A 15,154-nucleotide genomic window follows, 5' to 3' on the forward strand; every position below is an offset into this window, starting at 1 on the left:
ATAGGCGTCAACCACGCATCGCGCCGCGTTCTCCTACATCCTAACGTTTACGCTTACGTTTACGTGGGTGACCGATGGTGGGGGCGCGGGCTTCGTGCCTTGAGCGTCACCGAACGAGCTTGGTTGCCGCCTGTGAGGCGCCCTGGGGCGGACAGCTCGGCACTACCTTGCACGCAACCGGAGGTGGACCTGCGCGAGGCCGTACTAACACACCGATCAGCTTGGAAATTTGAGAAATGAGACGCCAGGACGCCAGAAGACGCCAAGCGACGCCAAGAAAACAATAAATCTTGGCGTCTTCTGGCGTCTCTTGGCGTCTCAACTTCTCGCTGTTTGCGTGCGGCTTCAACCCGTTTGTCGCTTTAGGGTCCAGGCGGAGGGTAGGTCTCCTTCATCTCCTGGATCCAGCGCGAGACCACCTCGACGCCCGTCTCGTCGACCTTGTGCGTCCCGATGCGCGGCATCTGCCCTTCGAAGCCGCGGAGCACCTGGCGGGCGACAAGCAAGCTGCGCGACGGGTCCCCCGGCCGGATGTCATACCAGTTGGCGGGGTCGGGGTTCGTGAGGCCCTCGTACTTCGCGTTCTCCGCGGGGCGCTTGTTGATGCCCGTCCGGGCGGCGTCCGTGGCCATCACGTCGCCGAGCTCGCTCGCCTCGAGCCGCAGGTACAGGCCCGTATCGTGAGCCGCCGCCTCGGGCAGGTCATTGTGACAGCTCACGCCGCAGTTGGCGTGCAGGTAGCCGAGCGCCTGGCGCTCCACCTCGTTGCCAGGAATCGTGAGGGCGAGGTTGCTCGCGTCCGCGATCACACCGAGCTCGACCAGCGTCTCGGCCGAGAGCCCCTGGGCGCCAGCGCCGAGCATCAGCGCGTCCCAGCCGAGGACGTAATCGGCGCGTCCGACGTGGCACTCCTGGCACTGATCGCGGTTCGGCACCGTGTGGCCAGTGCCGTAGAGATCGGTCACGCCGAAGTCGTTCTGCATCTGGATCGCCTGCTTCTCGTCCTCGGACCACACATAGCTCGTGTAGACCCAGCCGGCGGCCGTCTTGCGCAGGAGGCGAGTCTCCGCGAGCCGCTGCGCGCCGCCCGCGCCCGTCACGCTGAACTCCTTCCAGAACTGCGTCCCCTCGGGGTAGATGAACGCGTCCGGATTGCTCGTGTCCACCTGCTGCCCTTTCGGAATCGACACGAAGCGCCGCTTCTTGGCCCCGTCGCTCCAGAGCTCCACGGCAGGCTTGTACTCGAGCACACCGCATGCGGGCTCGCGCTGATCGAAGTTCCCGTAGAGCCCCGTACAGCGCAGGTTCACCGGCAGCACGCCGTCGAGCGGCGCAGCGCAGTCCACGTCGGTTGGCATCGCGAACTCCGCGCAGCCCGTGCCGCCGGCGCCACCCGCGCCGCCTGCGCCGCTCGTTTGCGCGCCCGATCCGCCGCTGCCCACCGTGGCGCCCGACCCCCCTTCGCCCTGGGGCTGCGCCTGCCCGCCGCCCGAGCTGCATCCCGCCGCGAGCAGCAGCGCGCCGACGAGTGAACCGTTCCTCACGACATGAAAAAGCATGCGCGCAGTTTGCCACAGGAGAGGAGCGCTTGGGAGCGCGGAGTCGCGCCTTCGCCATGCCGCATCGCGCATCGCCCCGCGTCGCGCGCTTCATCCGGTCACCGGTCGTCCGCCTTTGCAGGGATGTGAACGTCGATCAATCGACGATCGGGCGGACAGGAGCGGTGGAACCGACAGAGCCCGATGAGGGCAGGGCGCCCTCTGAAGAAAGTGAACCTATCGAATGGTCCACTCTTGCTGTACACCGCGCGTCCAGCGCCGGATCGTTCACGGCTTGGACACCCGGCATGGCCTGTCCGCCGCGCTCTTGCGCCGCTCCGGCGCCATGCTCGCGAGGTCGCGGCGGGCCGGCCTCGGCAGCAGGCGCTGCTGACCGCGTGCTCGTGACGCAGCACCTGGCGCGCGAAGTCCGGCCGAAGCGCGTGGAAATGCCTGGCACGGCGCGTGCGATACGCCGCCGCCGACGCCGACGACGACGCGCGTCGGAGCAGCGACTCGGCACGGAGGGCGCTCGGCGGTGCGCCGCCCGGGCCCGCGGTGGTCGTGCTCGACGTCGGCAGCGGCACCGGGCTGCTCGCAGAGCACGTGGCGGGCCTCGTCGGGCCGACCGGGAAGGTGCTGGGGATCGACCCGCTGCCGCTGCGCGTGCAGATCGCCCAGCAGAAGGCGAAGGCGAACCTCTCCTTCCAGGTCGGCAACGCGTACGCGCTCGACGGGCTCCCCTCCGGCAGCTTCGATGTCGTGTACCTCAACGCCGTCTTCCACTGGCTCCCCGAGAAGACCGAGTCGCTGCGGCAGAGCCACCGCCTGCTCAAGCCGGGGGGCCGGATCGGGCTCACCACGGGCGCGAAGGATCACCCGAACCGCCTGCAGGCCATCAAGCGGGAGGTGCTCTCGCGTGAGCCCTACGCGCGTTATCCGGAGTCCCGGGATGGGCGCCTCTTCGCCATCGCACACAAACCGGCGTCGCACTGAGCCGACAGGTCGATAGCCGACCACCACACCGCGACGCCATCCCAGCACCCTTTTCGCTTTCTCTGCCACGAGGAGAATTCCGCATGAGCGCACCACAGAACCAGAGCAACAACGTCCTCGAGATCGTCCCCGTCGCTGGCCGGATCGGCGCGGAGGTGCGCGGCGTGCGCCTCAGCGGCGATCTCGACGCCGCCACCGTGAGCGAGATCCGGAAAGCTTGGCTGCGATACAAGGTCATCTTCTTCAGGGGTCAGCACCACCTCGACGACGGCTCGCAGGAGGCGCTCACAACGCTGTTCGGCGCCAAGCCCGTCGCGCACCCGACGGTGCCCGTGGTCAATGGCACCGAAACCATCCATGAGCTCGACTCGCGGGAGGGCGGGCGCGCGAACTCCTGGCACACCGACGTCACGTTCGTGGACGCCTACCCGAGGGCCTCGATCCTCCGGGCGCTCGTGATCCCGGCGTACGGTGGCGATACCGTCTGGGCCAACACGGTCGCCGCATACCAGGATCTGCCGCCCGCGCTGCGCGCGCTCGCGGACACGCTGTGGGCGGTCCACAGCAACGAGTACGACTACCAGGCGCGGAAGCCGAACTCGTCGGCGGACGACGTGCGGCGCTATCAGGAGGTGTTCACGTCGACCGTGTACGAGACCGAGCACCCCGTCGTGCGCGTCCACCCGGAGACCGGGGAGCGGTCGCTCGTGCTCGGCCACTTCGTCAAGCGGCTGCTCGGCGTCTCGTCCCACGACTCGACGCACCGCTTCCAGGTGCTCCAGGAGCACGTCACGCGCCTCGAGAACACCGTGCGCTGGCGCTGGGCCGCGGGCGACGTGGCGGTCTGGGACAACCGCGCCACGCAGCACTACGCGATCAACGACTACGGCGATCAGGTCCGCGTGGTGCGCCGCGTGACGGTGGACGGGGACGCGCCCGTCAGCATCGACGGCCGGCGCAGCGTCACCCGCAAGGCAGCGTCACCCGCAAGAAGGCGGCGCGCGCCCCCGCCGCGAGGAGCGAGAGCGCCGCGGTCGCCGTGGCCACGGCGACGGCGTAGCCGCGCCGAGCCGAGCGCGTCCGCGGGCGTCAGGGGATCCTTGACGGCCGCGGACGTGTGCGCTTCACCTGCGGCGGAGGAGCACCCCGTGGGTCCAACAAGCAAGCGCGACGACGCTCGAGACGGAGCGCAGAGCACGGCGCACGTCGTGGTGATCATGCTGATCGTGGCCTTCGGCGTGCTCGCGCTGCCGTGGATGGTCCTCCGGAAGCTGGACGCCCGGACGCCGACGGGCGGCGTGGCGGCCTCCGGCGTCCCGGCCGAGGACCTCGCCCAAGGCGGCAAGATCTATTATCGCTCGTGCGCCAACTGTCACCAGGCCAGGGGGGAGGGGAAGCCGGGCCGCTATCCGCCCCTCACCGGCTCGTCATGGCTGCTCGAGGACAAGGAGACGCCGATCCGGATCACGCTGCTCGGCGCCGCCGGCCCGATGGAGGTGAACGGCGCGCTCTACAACGACGTGATGCCCAACCTCGGCGTCACGCTGTCGGACGAGGACGTCGCGCTGGTGCTCACCTACGTCCGGTCGAGCTGGGGGAACAGCGCGCCCGCCATCACGCGGGACGAGGTCGCGAAGGTGCGCGCCTCGCTGGGAGACCGGGTGGAGCCGTGGGCCGGCGGCGCGGCGCTGTCGGCGGCGCGGGAGACGCGCGTCCTGCGCTGAGGCGCGCAGGCGAGCGGGGCTGGCTTCGGCGCCGGCGCTTCCAAGCGGGGCTGGCTGCGGCGCCGGCGCTTCCAGGCGAGAGGGGCGGTCACTCGCGCACGGGCTCCTGCAGATCTACCCCGAAGTGCTCGCGGTAGCCCCGCCGCGCGGCCTCGCGCAGCTCGTCGTCGCCGCGGCGGACCTGCTCGTCGAACGCCTGCGCGTACGTCTCGGGATCGACCTGCCGCGCGCCGAAGCGCAGCTTCCTCCCGGAGAGCGTCTCGAGGACGAGCGTGGCCACCCGGTGCTCGGCGCCGCCGCGGGCCACGACGCCGAAGGGGAACAGGTGCACGAGCGTGAGCTGCGGCGGCGCGTCGCCGGCCGTCATCTCGGCGATGTACGCGGAGAGCTCGCGGCTCACGCGGCCCTGCGCCTCGTCGGAGAAGCCGGCGAGCAGCTCGGTCACCGCGGGCGAGAGGGGCAGGTGAGGGCCGTCGATCTGGTGCTGGAGCTCGTGCCGCTCGGTGCCGGCGAGCACGGCCCGCTCGAGCGTGGAGCCCAGGCGCTCGCGCAGCTTCGCGAGCGCGGCGTCGCAGCGCGCGAGGGCGCCGGCGCGAGCGCCGTCCGCGCCGTCCGCCGCCGCGTGGCACGTCGCGCCCTCCTGATCGAACCGCTCGGCATAGGATCGGACCTCGGAGCCGAGGACGAGCGCGAAGGGATCCTGGTCGCGCGAGAAGCCGAGGTGGACGCGGCGCTCGTCCGTCATCGGCTCCACGAGGAGCGTCGCGAAGCGGTCGCCGCCGACGCGGTAGGCGTGGACCTCCTTGACCCGGTAAGGCGTTGTGTAGAAGCGCCGCGTGGCGCCGTCGGCCGTGACACCGAGATTGACGGCCGCGTCGAGGTAGTACCCGAGCCCGGCGCGTCGCGCCGCGTCGTTGGCCTCGGCGACGAGCCGGCCGAACGCGCGGCCGGAGAGCTCGAGATCGTCCACCTGAGCGGCCAGCGTCGCGAGTGCCGCGGCGACGTCCTTACCGTCGGGCTGCGCCCTGGCGACCGCGAGCATCTCGCGGCTGCGCGCCCTGGTCAGCACCTGCGCCTCCGCGCCCGTGCCCTGCGCGCGTCCGCCGCGCGCGTGCGCGTCGCGGGCGATGCGCGCGCGCTCCCAGCTCGGCAAGAGCTCGCCGTACACCCTGTCCCATTCGGCCGTGGGCGCGCCGAGCCTCCAGTCGACGCCCTTCGGCGCGGGGCGGCCGAGCACGAGCAGGGCGCCCAGCAGCGCGGCGACCGAGGCCGCGGCCGCGCCTGCCGCCACGATCGGCCGGGCGCCGCCCGCGCTGGCCCCGATGCCTGGCTCCAGCTCGGCTTCGGGCACCATCACGCCGAGCGCGAGCACCTCGATCGCGGAGGCGAGCGCCGCCACGACCGCGGCGAGCAGGAGCGCGAAGAAGGCGACGGTGCCCGCCTCGACGCCCCAGCCGCCCGAGAGGAACGCGCGGTACACGAAGAGCAGCATGAGGCCGGGCATGGCCCACACGGCCGCGATCGCGAGGCCCGGGTGCTCGCGCCGGGGGACGCGGCGCGCGTACGCGAGGCCCAGCAGGGCGATCGCGAGCGGGCCGAGCACGAAGAGCAGGACCATGCCGTAGCCGAGCTGGAAGCGGGCGTCGGGCAGCGTCGCGACGAGCACGGCCGCGCGCGCGATCGTCTGCGCGGGGATCTCGCCGCGCGATGGCCAGAGGTAGAAGACGAGCGCCGCGGCGAGCGACGCGACGAGCAGCGCGCTGCCGCCCCTGCGCGCCCGGGCGTGGAAGCGCAACACAACGCCCGCCGCGGTGAACGCGAAGACCGCGAGGAACGGGGCCGGCCGCGTCACCAGGCTGTCCGGCAGCGGCAGCATGTCCCACGCGGAGCTCCGGCGGCCGATCCACACGGCGACGTTCACGGCCACGAACGCGGCGAGCACGGCGATCGCGCGCGACGTCGGCCGCTCGACGAGCAGGCCCGCGCGCCGCTCGGTGCGCGCGCCGAGGAAGAGCAGCCAGAGGCCGGCGATCGCGGGCGCGAGCGCGGCGACCTGGGCGGCGGGCGCGAGCTCGGGGAGCACGCTCCACACGAAGATCCCGTGGCCGTAGGCGACCTCGTACGGCACCAGGGCCGACAGCGCGAGCGCGAGGCCGCTCCACAGGCAGCGCGCGCGGAGGCGCTCGGCCGACATGCGGTAGAACATCGCGGTCGCGGCGCTCTCCTCGCCGGGAGGAGCGGCGGCGTCCGGCGGCGGGGCGCCGGTGTTCTGCGGCTGCGGCGGGGCGCCGGTGTTCTGCGGCGGGGCGGCGGCTTCCGGCGGCGGGGCGCTGGCTCCGCGCTGCGGAGGGAGGAGGGGCGCGGTCACGGCTCGACCGCCGCGCTCGCGATGCGCGAGATCGACCGCTTCTTCGGGAACACCGGGTCGCGGTACCGCACCTCGAACAGCACGCGCTTCCCGTCGGCGGAGAACCGCGGCACCCGCTCCGTCGCGGAGCCCACCGTCAGCTTCTTGATCTCGCCCGTGGAGAGCGCCAGCACCGCGATGTCCGTGCCGCCCGCGCCCCGCGTCTCGAACGCGACGCGCGCGGCGTCGGGCGAGAACGCGGGCCACGAAGCCCCGCCCGGGGCCGCGTACACCTTCCGGCGCCACGTCGTCGTGTCGATGACCGCGATCCCCGGCTCGTCGCCGTCGACGACGCACACGATCTTCGTCCCGTCGCTCGATGCCGCCGGGTTGCGCAGGTCCTCCCCGGGCTTCGCGCGGAACGGGCGCTCGATCGACAGCGGCTGCTTGCCCACGTCGACCACCGCGAGGTGCGGCGCGTCGCCCTCCGACGCGTCGGGCACGTAGACGAACGCGAGCCTCGTCTCGTCGAGCCACGCGAACCCGCCGAGCGACTCATTCTCGGTGTGGAGGCCGAACACCTCCTTGCCGCCGTCGGTGTCGAGCACCATCAGATCGGCCTGCGCGTCCGCCTCCGGGCGATCGTAGACCGCCACGAACCTGCCGCCGGGGGCGAGCTTCGGGTCGACGAAGCGGTGCTCCGGATCCACGCGCACGCGCTTGCTCTGCCCGGATCGGTCGACGACCGTGATCGTCTTCGCCCAGCCGATGAAGTCCTCCACCAGCGCGACCCGGTCGCCGTCGCGCTGCGACGACGGGTACGAGTACACGTGATAACCCCTCCACATCGGCTTGACCGCGCCGGGATCCGTCGTCGGGACCGCCGGTTGATCGAGCGGCCGCCACTCGACCGTCTCCAGCGCATCGCTGCGGGCGAGGTCCCTGGACCGCACCGAGTGGAACACCGAGACGTCGGCCGTCTTGACGAAATAGCCGCCCTCGGCCGTGCCCACGAGCAGGTCCTCCGCCGCCTGGGGCGACAGGAAGGTCACGCGCCCCTGCTCCTCGGCCTCGATCTCCTTCGCGCGGGCGGCGTACGCGCCGGCGGCCCGGTCGAGGTTCGCGGCGCGGTCCTTCACGAACCTGCGCGCCGACGCCAGCCGCTCCAGCAGCTTGATGTCCGATCCCTCCGTGATCTCGCGCACGGAGGGGTGGTCCATGAGCTGCGCGATCACCGCGTCGAGCGCCTGGGAGGCCATGGAGTTCGCGAGCAGCGCCATCGCGCGGTCCTTCTTCGTCGCCCCGGAGTAGCCGCGGATCCGCCGCTCGGTCGACGTGCCCTTGTCGAGGAACGTGAGCGTCACCGGCGCGTCGACCCGGAGCTCGAAGTAACCCTCCTTGATCGGGTGCTCCACGATCTCGGGCGCGAGGCGCGCCTCGATGATGAAGCCGGCGCCGAGCGCCTTCGCGGCCTCCTTCGGGTCCCTGGCGCTCTCGAGCGCCTTCATCACCTTCGGGTCGCCGCCCTTCACGGGATCGAACCCGAGCTCCGCGAGGTGCTCGCCGAGCTCGTCGGCCAGCCTCCCCGCGGGCTGCGACCCTTCCCACCAGTACCCGTCGAGATCGATGGCCACGAGGATGCGCAGCGGATCGGTCGCCGTCATCGAGCGGAAGGCGAGGAGGCCCGCCGCCGCGATCACGAGGCCGAGCACCGCGAAGACCGGCCAGAGCCTGCGCCTCGGCACGAGCGCCTCGAGCGACTCCGGCGGTTCGGCCTCGGGGGCAGGGGGCTGCGCGTCGGTCGGTGTTCGGGGCTCCTCCATGGAAGGGGACGTGCCCTATCCGCGAGAGGGCGTAAAGCTGCGCGCCCCCCGTGACCGTCCGACCATACTCTGCCGGCGCGGAGGGCTCGAATTGGGCCTGGATTCGCGGAGGCATGCGTCGTGCAAGCGCGTCGAGCCCTGCTCTTCATCAACGAGGTCCCCGATGAACACCGCACATACCTTCCGACGCACGCTTGCCCATCGCCTCTTCGCCCTGCTCGCGCTCCCCGCTGCTGCGGGCGCGGCCGGCTGCACCAATACCTACAGCAGCTGTCCCGAGGATCCCGAACCCGTGTCCAAGGTGGCCTGCTTCGCATGGCCGCAGGACGATGCGAGCAGCCTCGGAGATGCTGGCGGCGAGGGGGGTGCCGGGGGCGGCGGAGGTGCCGGCGGGAGCGAGCCTGTCGCGTGCCCCTCGCGGTCGGAAGGGCAGGAAATCCTCAATCAGTCCGGCTTCGGATCGCACAGCGTCAAGAGCGATGGAGCCTTGCAGGACGGCCAGTGCTGCTATCAGACGTACTTCATCCCGATGTGCGAGGGGCGCCCGTACCTCGTCGAGGAGGCGGCGCGGACAGCGCCGTTCGTCCGCGCCCGCGGCAACGCCGGCTGGGGCGCGCCGGAGGCCGCCGCGCCGCGGATCGATCATCTCACCGCGGAGGTGCGGGCGGCGCTGGCCGCGGCGTGGACGCGCGACGCGCTCTTCGAGCACGCGTCCGTGGCCTCGTTCGGCCGCTTCGCGCTCGAGCTGCTCGCCGCGGGCGCGCCGGCCGATCTCGTGGAGGAGGCGCACCGCGCCGCGCTCGACGAGGCCCGCCACGCGCGCCTCTGCTTCGCCCTCGCGAGCGCCTATGCGGGCGAGGCGATCGCGCCGGGCGCGTTTCCCTTCGACGGGCGGGTGGAGGTCGAGGCAGATCTCGCGTCGATCGCGGCGCGCGCGGCGAAGGAAGGCTGCATCGGCGAGACCATCGCGGCGGTGGTCGCCGCCGAGGAGCTCGGCGCAGCGGAGGACCCGGCGGTGCGGAGCGCGCTCGCGATCATCGCCGCGGACGAGGCGCGGCACGCGGAGCTCGCGTGGGGCACGGTGGCTTGGGCGATCCGCGCGGGCGGCGAGCGGGTGCGGGCGGCGGTGGAAGAGGTGTTCGCGGGGCTCGGGCGCGCGGAGCTCGAGGGAGGCGACAGCGCGGGAGGCGCGCAGCTCGCGGCGCACGGGCGGTTCGGCGCCGCGGCGCGCGGCGAGGCGGCCGCGCGCGTGATCGAGGAGATCGTGCGGCCGGCGTCGAGGTTGCTCCTGGCAGGGCGCCCGGACGAAGCGGCCCAGAGCGCGATGATGGCTTGAGGGGAGGGGCCCTTCCGGTCGCCGTGTCCACGCGATGCGCTCCCTCTCGGCCATGAAGGAAGCGCATCTCGTGACCGGGCGACCGGGGCTATCGGCGGCGCGCTCGTCCTGGAGCTGCTGCGGCGGACCGATGACGACATCGTCGCGCTGGTCCGACCCGGCGACACCGGAGCGGTCGAGAGGTTCCGCCAGTCCATCCGCCATGCTGCAAGGCTTTACGAAGCGACCGATGTGCTCGCGAAGCTCGACAGGTGACAACCACTACGAGCAAAGCAAGATCGACGCGACTGGGCGGGAAGCGACCATGGACGAGGCGCCAGCCTGATCGCCGCGTGTGGAACGACCGCAACACGTGGCCTTTTCAGCGTATACATTTTGCGTCTTACGGCAGGATTCCGGCACCCGGAAGGCTGTGCCTCGGGCGGAGATGGTGATCCTGCTGCATGGACGCGCCCCGTGAATTCGGTGCGTTTGCTGCGATCTCGCTCATTTCGGGGAGAGGTGGTGTCGCCAAAGGCTCGATGCACGACCCCGGCAGCCTTCTTGCATCGCCGCGCCGGTCGCAGGAGGCGCAATGAACAATCTATCCGGAGCGGGGCTCACCACGCTCGTCGCCATGATTGCGGCTATCGCCGGGTGCAAGGTGCTCGATGGCTATAACGAACTCCCCTGGTATGAGAACTCACCGCCCACGGAGTCCCCGACGCCAGATCTGGGCCCGAAGTTCTCCGCGGTGCCGCCTCCCCCGATCAGCGGCGGGACGCTCCTCGTGACCGCCGACAAGGCGCGCGCCATTGCTGCGGATCCGGACCGCGACAGGATCTCCATCGTCGACCTCGTCACCTTCGAGGTGGACGCCATCCTCCCTCTGGAGAAGGACGACGAGCCCGGGCGCGTGGCCGAGGGGCCGGCTGGCTCCGTTCATGTGGCGCTCCGCCGCGGGGGCGCGGTGGTCACGATCGAGCTCGCGACCGCGGAGATCCACCGCAGGCCCGTTTGCCCCGCGCCCCGCGGGATTGCCTATGACGCCGCGACAGACCTGCTCCACGTGGCGTGCGCGGGCGGCGAGCTCGTGACGCTCTCCTCGGACGTCGCTGCCCCGCCGGTCCGCGAGCTCCGCCTCGACCGCGACCTGCGCGACGTGGTCGTCGAGGGGGACTCGCTCCTCGTGAGCAGCTTCCGGTCCTCCGAGCTCCTGGTGATCGCGAAGGACGGGACCGTGGCCGAGCGGTTCACGCCGCCGGCATACATCCAGAGCACGTTCAGCGGCGTCGAGCGCGAGTTCGAGCCGGCGGTGGCGTGGAGGACGGTCCCGCTGCCCGGGGGCGGCGTGGCCATGGTGCACCAGCGCGGCGTCGTCTCGCCCGTCAGCAACACGGTACACGGCGGCTACGTCACGAACGATTGCCACCAGGGCTGGATCCATGCGGCGGTGACCCTCATGCGCCCGCTGCCCAGCGAGGCCCATTCGTCGAACCCCACGCGGCCCACACCTGGCGTGGGTGGCATCGGAATGGGGCGGCTCCCGGTGGATATCGCGGTATCGCCGGACGGGCTCAGCGTGGCGATCGTACAGGCGGGCGACCACGAGATCGTCGAGACGCCGCTGAAGACGCTGGAGTGGCACGACGCGCTCGACACCTGCTCGCTCGCCCCTGACCAGCGCATCCTCAGTGTCAAGGGCGTGGGCCAGCCCATCGCGGTCGGCTACGACGGAGAGAAGAACCTGATCGTGCAGATACGGGAGCCGCCGCGCTTCGTGCGCCTCGCGGCCCTCAGCGGCAAGAGGCTCGGCGCGCTCGAGCTTCCCGGTGAGAGCCGGCGCGACGATGCCCACCAGTTCTTCCACGGCGGCAGCGCTGGAGACTTGTCCCTCGCCTGCGCGTCCTGCCACCCGGAGGGGCGGGAAGATGGACGCGTGTGGAACTTCAATCCCATCGGACCGCGCCGTACGCAATCCGTCGCAGGCGGCGTCCTCGCGACGGCGCCGCTGAACTGGGACGGCAACCTTGCGGACTTCAGCGCCTTCATGACGGAAGTCTTCGAGAAGCGGCTGGGTCGTCCGGTTCCGAACCGCGAGTACCGCGATGCCTTCGCGGCGTGGCTCGACGCGATCAATGCCCTACCCCGGTCGAAGCCGGCGGACGAGGACGCCGTCGCGCGCGGAGAGGCGCTCTTCAACGACCCGACGCTGGCGTGCGCGACGTGCCATTCCGGCGAGACGCTCACGAACAACGAGACCGTCGACGTGGGCACGGGCAAGGCCTTCCAGGTGCCCTCGCTGCGCGGGCTCGCGGCGCGCGCCCCGTACATGCACGACGGCTGCGCCGCGACGCTCCACGACCGCTTCGGCCCGTGCGGCGGAGGGGACCGGCACGGCGTCACCTCGGCGCTCACGCCGGCCCAGATCGACGATCTCGTCGCGTACCTCGAGACGCTCTGACCCGAGCGCTCCCGGTTCGCGCCGAGCGCCCCCTCGCGCGGCCGCGAAGGGCCCTGGCTTGGGGGCGACGCGCCCAGGAGCTAGACTCCTCGCATGTCCGACCTGCTCGTCAACATCGATGTACCGGCGCTCGATCCTGCCATCGCGTTCTACACGCGTGCGTTCGGCTTGCGCGTCGGGCGGCGCTTTGGTGCCTCCGGGGTCGAGCTCCTCGGCGCGGCGGCGCCCATCTACCTCCTTGTGAAGCCGGCCGGCAGCGAGCCTGCCGCCGGCGCGTCCCCGCGCGACTACCGGCGTCACTGGACGCCGGTCCACCTCGATTTCGTGGTCGACGACCTCGAGGCCGCCGCGCGCCGCGCGCAGGAGGCAGGTGCGGTCCCCGAAGCCGAGATCGAGGTGGCGGCGTGGGGGCGCATGCTCCGCCTGGCCGATCCCTTCGGCCACGGCGTCTGCCTCCTCCAGTTCAGCGGCCGCGGTTACGACGAGATTGCCACGCCCGGCTGAGCGCGCGGAGGCCACGCGAGGCAGGCGCCCTCGGCGCCCTCGACGAGATCACCTATCCTCCCGCCCCGCGTCGGCGCAGGGCCCTGGGTTCTGCTTCCCGCGCAGGTAGCGCTCGAGCAGCTGCACGAGCTCCTCGGCCAGCGCGCCGGAGCGCAGGTCGTCGGGCCGCTCTACGATCGCCTGATGCACGACCGCGTGCGCCGCGGTCTGCATCATCCACCACGCGAGCTCCACGTCCGGCGCCGGGCAGCCCCACGCCGCGAGGAGCTGCTTTGCCTCCTCGAGCAGGAAGCCCTCGCTCGCCGCGGAACGGGTCGCCCTGATGCGCGGCATCTGCTCGAGGAACACGCGGTGCAGCTCGGGCTCCACCGCGTGGGCGGCGATGCCGGCCTCCACGATCGTCCGGACCACCCGATCGGGTGACTGCCCTCGATGCGCGGCGAGCACCGCGGCCGCGGCCGCGCGGCCCTGCTCGATGTGCCGGCGGTGGAGCTCGGCCACGAGCGCCTCCTTGCCCGGAAAGAACTGGTACAGCGACGCGACGTTCACCCCGGCCCGCTGGGCCACGCGGTTCGTCGTCAGCCGCGCGTACCCGTCCCGGACCAGAATGTAAGCGGTCGCCTGCAGGATCGCCTCGACCGTCGCGCGCGACCGGTCCTGCGTAGGCTGTTTCCGCGGCGTGACAGCGTCCCGCTTGCGCATGGAGCCATGCTGGCAGAACGCAAGCTGACGAGGCAAGCGACAGCTTCCAAGATGGCGTGACTTCACCTGACAGGAGACAGCCAATGAATCCGTCGCTGAGCACGCATGTCCTCATCGCGGGGGCGGGGCCCACCGGCCTGACCCTCGCGTGCGATCTGGCCCGCCGTGGCGTGGCGTGCCGGATCATCGACAAGGCGCCTGCCCATTTCGCCGGCTCTCGTGGAAAGGGCGTGCAGCCGCGCACCCTCGAGGTCCTCGACGATCTCGGGGTGCTGGAAGCGGCGATGGCCGCAGGAGCCCCTTACCCGCTGATCCGCGCCTACGACGGCGCTGCGGTGCTCGGCGACTGGGCCATGTTCGAGCGCCGCGCGCCGGCGCCGGACGTGCCCTATCCGAACATCCTGCTCCTCGGGCAATGGCGGACGGAGGAGATCCTGCGCGCCCGGCTCGCGGAGCACGGCGTCCGTGTCGAGCTCGCGACCGAGCTGACCGGCTTCGAGCAGGACCGCGACGGCGTGACGGCCACGCTGGTCCGCGGGGGCGAGACGGAGCGGGTCCGCGCCGGCTACCTCGTCGGCGCGGACGGGGGGCGCAGCTTCGTGCGGCGCGCGCTCGGCGTCGGCTTTCAGGGGGAGACGCTGGAGGCGGACCGGGCGCTCGTGGGCGACGTCCGCGCCGACGGGCTGGACCGCGAGCGCTGGCACGCCTGGCCGAAAGCGCTCGGCGGCCCGGTCGCGCTGTGCCCGCTGCCCGGCACGGAGCGCTTCCAGATCCTGATACCGATCCATGGCGACGAGGCGCCCGAGCTGACGGTGGAGGCCGTTGAGAGGCTGTTCCACGAGCGGACGGGGCGCTCGGATGTCCGGCTGCACGACGCGAGCTGGCTGTCGCTCTACCGGCCCAGCGTGCGGATGGTGGACCGGTACCGGGTCGGCCGGGTGTTCCTGGCCGGCGACGCCGCGCACGTGCACCCCGCGGCCGGCGGGCAGGGCCTGAACACAGGCATCCAGGACGCCTACAACCTCGGCTGGAAGCTCGGCCAGGTGCTGGCGGGAGCGCCCGCGGCGCTGCTCGACACCTACGAGGAGGAGCGGCTTCCCGTCGCCGCGGCGATGCTCGGCCTCACCTCGAGGCTGCATCGCCGGACCGCGGAGGGAAGCCCGGGCGAGGTGCGGCGCGGCCCGGAGACGCAGCAGCTCGACATCAGCTACCGCGGGAGCTCGCTGGCCCGCGACGAGGCCAGCGACGATCACGGCGCGCCGGTGCGCGTCCTCGCCGGGGACCGAGCGCCCGATGCGCCCTGTCATGACGCCGAGGGCGCGCCCGTCCGCCTGTTCGATGTGTTCCGTGGCCCGCACTTCACGCTGCTCGCCTTCGGCGCGGCCCACGGGGACACGGTCGCTCGGGTGAACGCCCGGTACGGCCCCGCCGTGCACGCGCGCGCCGTGGTGCAGCCGGGGGAGCCGATCAGCCGGCGCGCCCTCGTCGATACGGACAGGCACGCGCGTGCCGGCTACGACGTCGACGGCGATGCGCTCGTGCTGGTCCGCCCGGACGGCTACATCGGATGGCGCGCTTCCCCGGGCACGCTCGAGCAACTCGAAGACTTCCTTCGCCCGCTGGTCGGGTGATCGCAAGGGCTTTGCTACGGCTGTGCTCGGCGGTACGCTGAATCCGATCGAGCTACCGCGCAGGCCACGCGACGCCTCTCGAGGTGACGTCCCCTGACGCGCCCGCGGGT

11 protein-coding genes and 1 pseudogene are annotated in these 15,154 nt (G+C 72.0%); 8 read left to right on the forward strand and 4 right to left on the reverse strand.

Translation table 11 applies throughout. The features are described from left to right. Positions 1-362: 362 nt before the first annotated feature. Positions 363-1,544, reverse strand: a complete 1,182-nt coding sequence (locus WMF11_RS16910; protein WP_437978155.1) for a hypothetical protein — start codon at positions 1,542-1,544, stop codon at positions 363-365. Between the two features lie 459 nt (positions 1,545-2,003). On the opposite strand from WMF11_RS16910, the gene WMF11_RS16915 reads away from it, so the two are divergent. The 3 genes and pseudogenes from WMF11_RS16915 (at position 2,004) to WMF11_RS16925 (ending at position 4,258) form a co-directional block, all read left to right on the forward strand. After that, a complete protein-coding gene (locus WMF11_RS16915) occupies positions 2,004-2,534 on the forward strand; it encodes a class I SAM-dependent methyltransferase (RefSeq protein ID WP_437978156.1) in 531 nt (176 codons plus the stop codon). 83 nt (positions 2,535-2,617) lie between these two features. Beyond that, positions 2,618-3,508, forward strand: a pseudogene (locus tag WMF11_RS16920) (TauD/TfdA dioxygenase family protein); the annotation flags it as partial. Positions 3,509-3,790: 282 nt separating this feature from the next. Beyond that, the gene (locus WMF11_RS16925; protein ID WP_437979315.1) at positions 3,791-4,258 is read left to right on the forward strand and encodes a c-type cytochrome; all 468 of its coding nucleotides are present in this window, start codon (positions 3,791-3,793) and stop codon (positions 4,256-4,258) included. Positions 4,259-4,346: 88 nt separating this feature from the next. Here the strand turns inward: WMF11_RS16925 and WMF11_RS16930 are convergent, their stop codons facing one another. Further along, the gene (locus WMF11_RS16930; RefSeq protein ID WP_437978157.1) at positions 4,347-6,626 is read right to left on the reverse strand and encodes a hypothetical protein; all 2,280 of its coding nucleotides are present in this window, start codon (positions 6,624-6,626) and stop codon (positions 4,347-4,349) included. Then, positions 6,623-8,428, reverse strand: coding sequence for a hypothetical protein (locus WMF11_RS16935; RefSeq protein ID WP_437978158.1), 1,806 nt, complete (start codon positions 8,426-8,428; stop codon positions 6,623-6,625). The genes WMF11_RS16930 and WMF11_RS16935 overlap by 4 nt, the downstream gene beginning before the upstream one ends. 163 nt (positions 8,429-8,591) lie before the next feature. Here WMF11_RS16935 and WMF11_RS16940 point away from each other — a divergent pair, with 163 nt between their 5' ends. The 4 genes from WMF11_RS16940 (at position 8,592) to WMF11_RS16955 (ending at position 12,711) form a co-directional block, all read left to right on the forward strand. Continuing rightward, positions 8,592-9,764 carry a ferritin-like domain-containing protein gene (locus WMF11_RS16940; protein ID WP_437978159.1) on the forward strand — a complete coding sequence of 391 codons (1,173 nt, stop codon included), beginning with the start codon at positions 8,592-8,594 and terminating at the stop codon, positions 9,762-9,764. Positions 9,765-9,854: 90 nt separating this feature from the next. Next, positions 9,855-10,019, forward strand: coding sequence for a hypothetical protein (locus tag WMF11_RS16945; protein WP_437979316.1), 165 nt, complete (start codon positions 9,855-9,857; stop codon positions 10,017-10,019). Positions 10,020-10,338: 319 nt separating this feature from the next. Next, a complete protein-coding gene (locus WMF11_RS16950; RefSeq protein ID WP_437978160.1) occupies positions 10,339-12,207 on the forward strand; it encodes a c-type cytochrome in 1,869 nt (622 codons plus the stop codon). A gap of 93 nt (positions 12,208-12,300) precedes the next feature. After that, positions 12,301-12,711 (forward strand): VOC family protein, encoded by a 411-nt coding sequence (locus WMF11_RS16955; protein ID WP_437978161.1) that lies wholly within the window; start codon positions 12,301-12,303, stop codon positions 12,709-12,711. A 48-nt stretch (positions 12,712-12,759) separates the two neighbouring features. Here WMF11_RS16955 and WMF11_RS16960 read toward each other — a convergent pair whose 3' ends face one another. Next, positions 12,760-13,413, reverse strand: a complete 654-nt coding sequence (locus WMF11_RS16960; RefSeq protein WP_437978162.1) for a TetR/AcrR family transcriptional regulator — start codon at positions 13,411-13,413, stop codon at positions 12,760-12,762. A gap of 83 nt (positions 13,414-13,496) precedes the next feature. Between WMF11_RS16960 and WMF11_RS16965 the strand changes: the two genes are divergently transcribed. Then, positions 13,497-15,044: an FAD-dependent oxidoreductase gene (locus WMF11_RS16965; protein WP_437978163.1), complete on the forward strand. Its 1,548-nt coding sequence runs from the start codon at positions 13,497-13,499 to the stop codon at positions 15,042-15,044. Positions 15,045-15,154: the final 110 nt, after the last annotated feature.

The sequence above is a fragment of the Sorangium sp. So ce295 genome, assembly GCF_051527405.1.
Classification (GTDB): Bacteria; Myxococcota_A; Polyangia; order Polyangiales; family Polyangiaceae; genus Sorangium; species Sorangium cellulosum_B.

What these genes read in the sequence shown, in the direction of transcription:
- WMF11_RS16965 (WP_437978163.1), top strand. Translation starts at nt 13,497, where the DNA reads ATGAATCCGTCGCTGAGCACGCATGTCCTCATCGCGGGGGCGGGGCCC.
- WMF11_RS16925 (WP_437979315.1), top strand. Translation starts at nt 3,791, where the DNA reads ATGGTCCTCCGGAAGCTGGACGCCCGGACGCCGACGGGCGGCGTGGCG.
- WMF11_RS16960 (WP_437978162.1), bottom strand. Translation starts at nt 13,413, where the DNA reads ATGCGCAAGCGGGACGCTGTCACGCCGCGGAAACAGCCTACGCAGGAC.
- WMF11_RS16955 (WP_437978161.1), top strand. Translation starts at nt 12,301, where the DNA reads ATGTCCGACCTGCTCGTCAACATCGATGTACCGGCGCTCGATCCTGCC.
- WMF11_RS16935 (WP_437978158.1), bottom strand. Translation starts at nt 8,428, where the DNA reads ATGGAGGAGCCCCGAACACCGACCGACGCGCAGCCCCCTGCCCCCGAG.
- WMF11_RS16940 (WP_437978159.1), top strand. Translation starts at nt 8,592, where the DNA reads ATGAACACCGCACATACCTTCCGACGCACGCTTGCCCATCGCCTCTTC.
- WMF11_RS16950 (WP_437978160.1), top strand. Translation starts at nt 10,339, where the DNA reads ATGAACAATCTATCCGGAGCGGGGCTCACCACGCTCGTCGCCATGATT.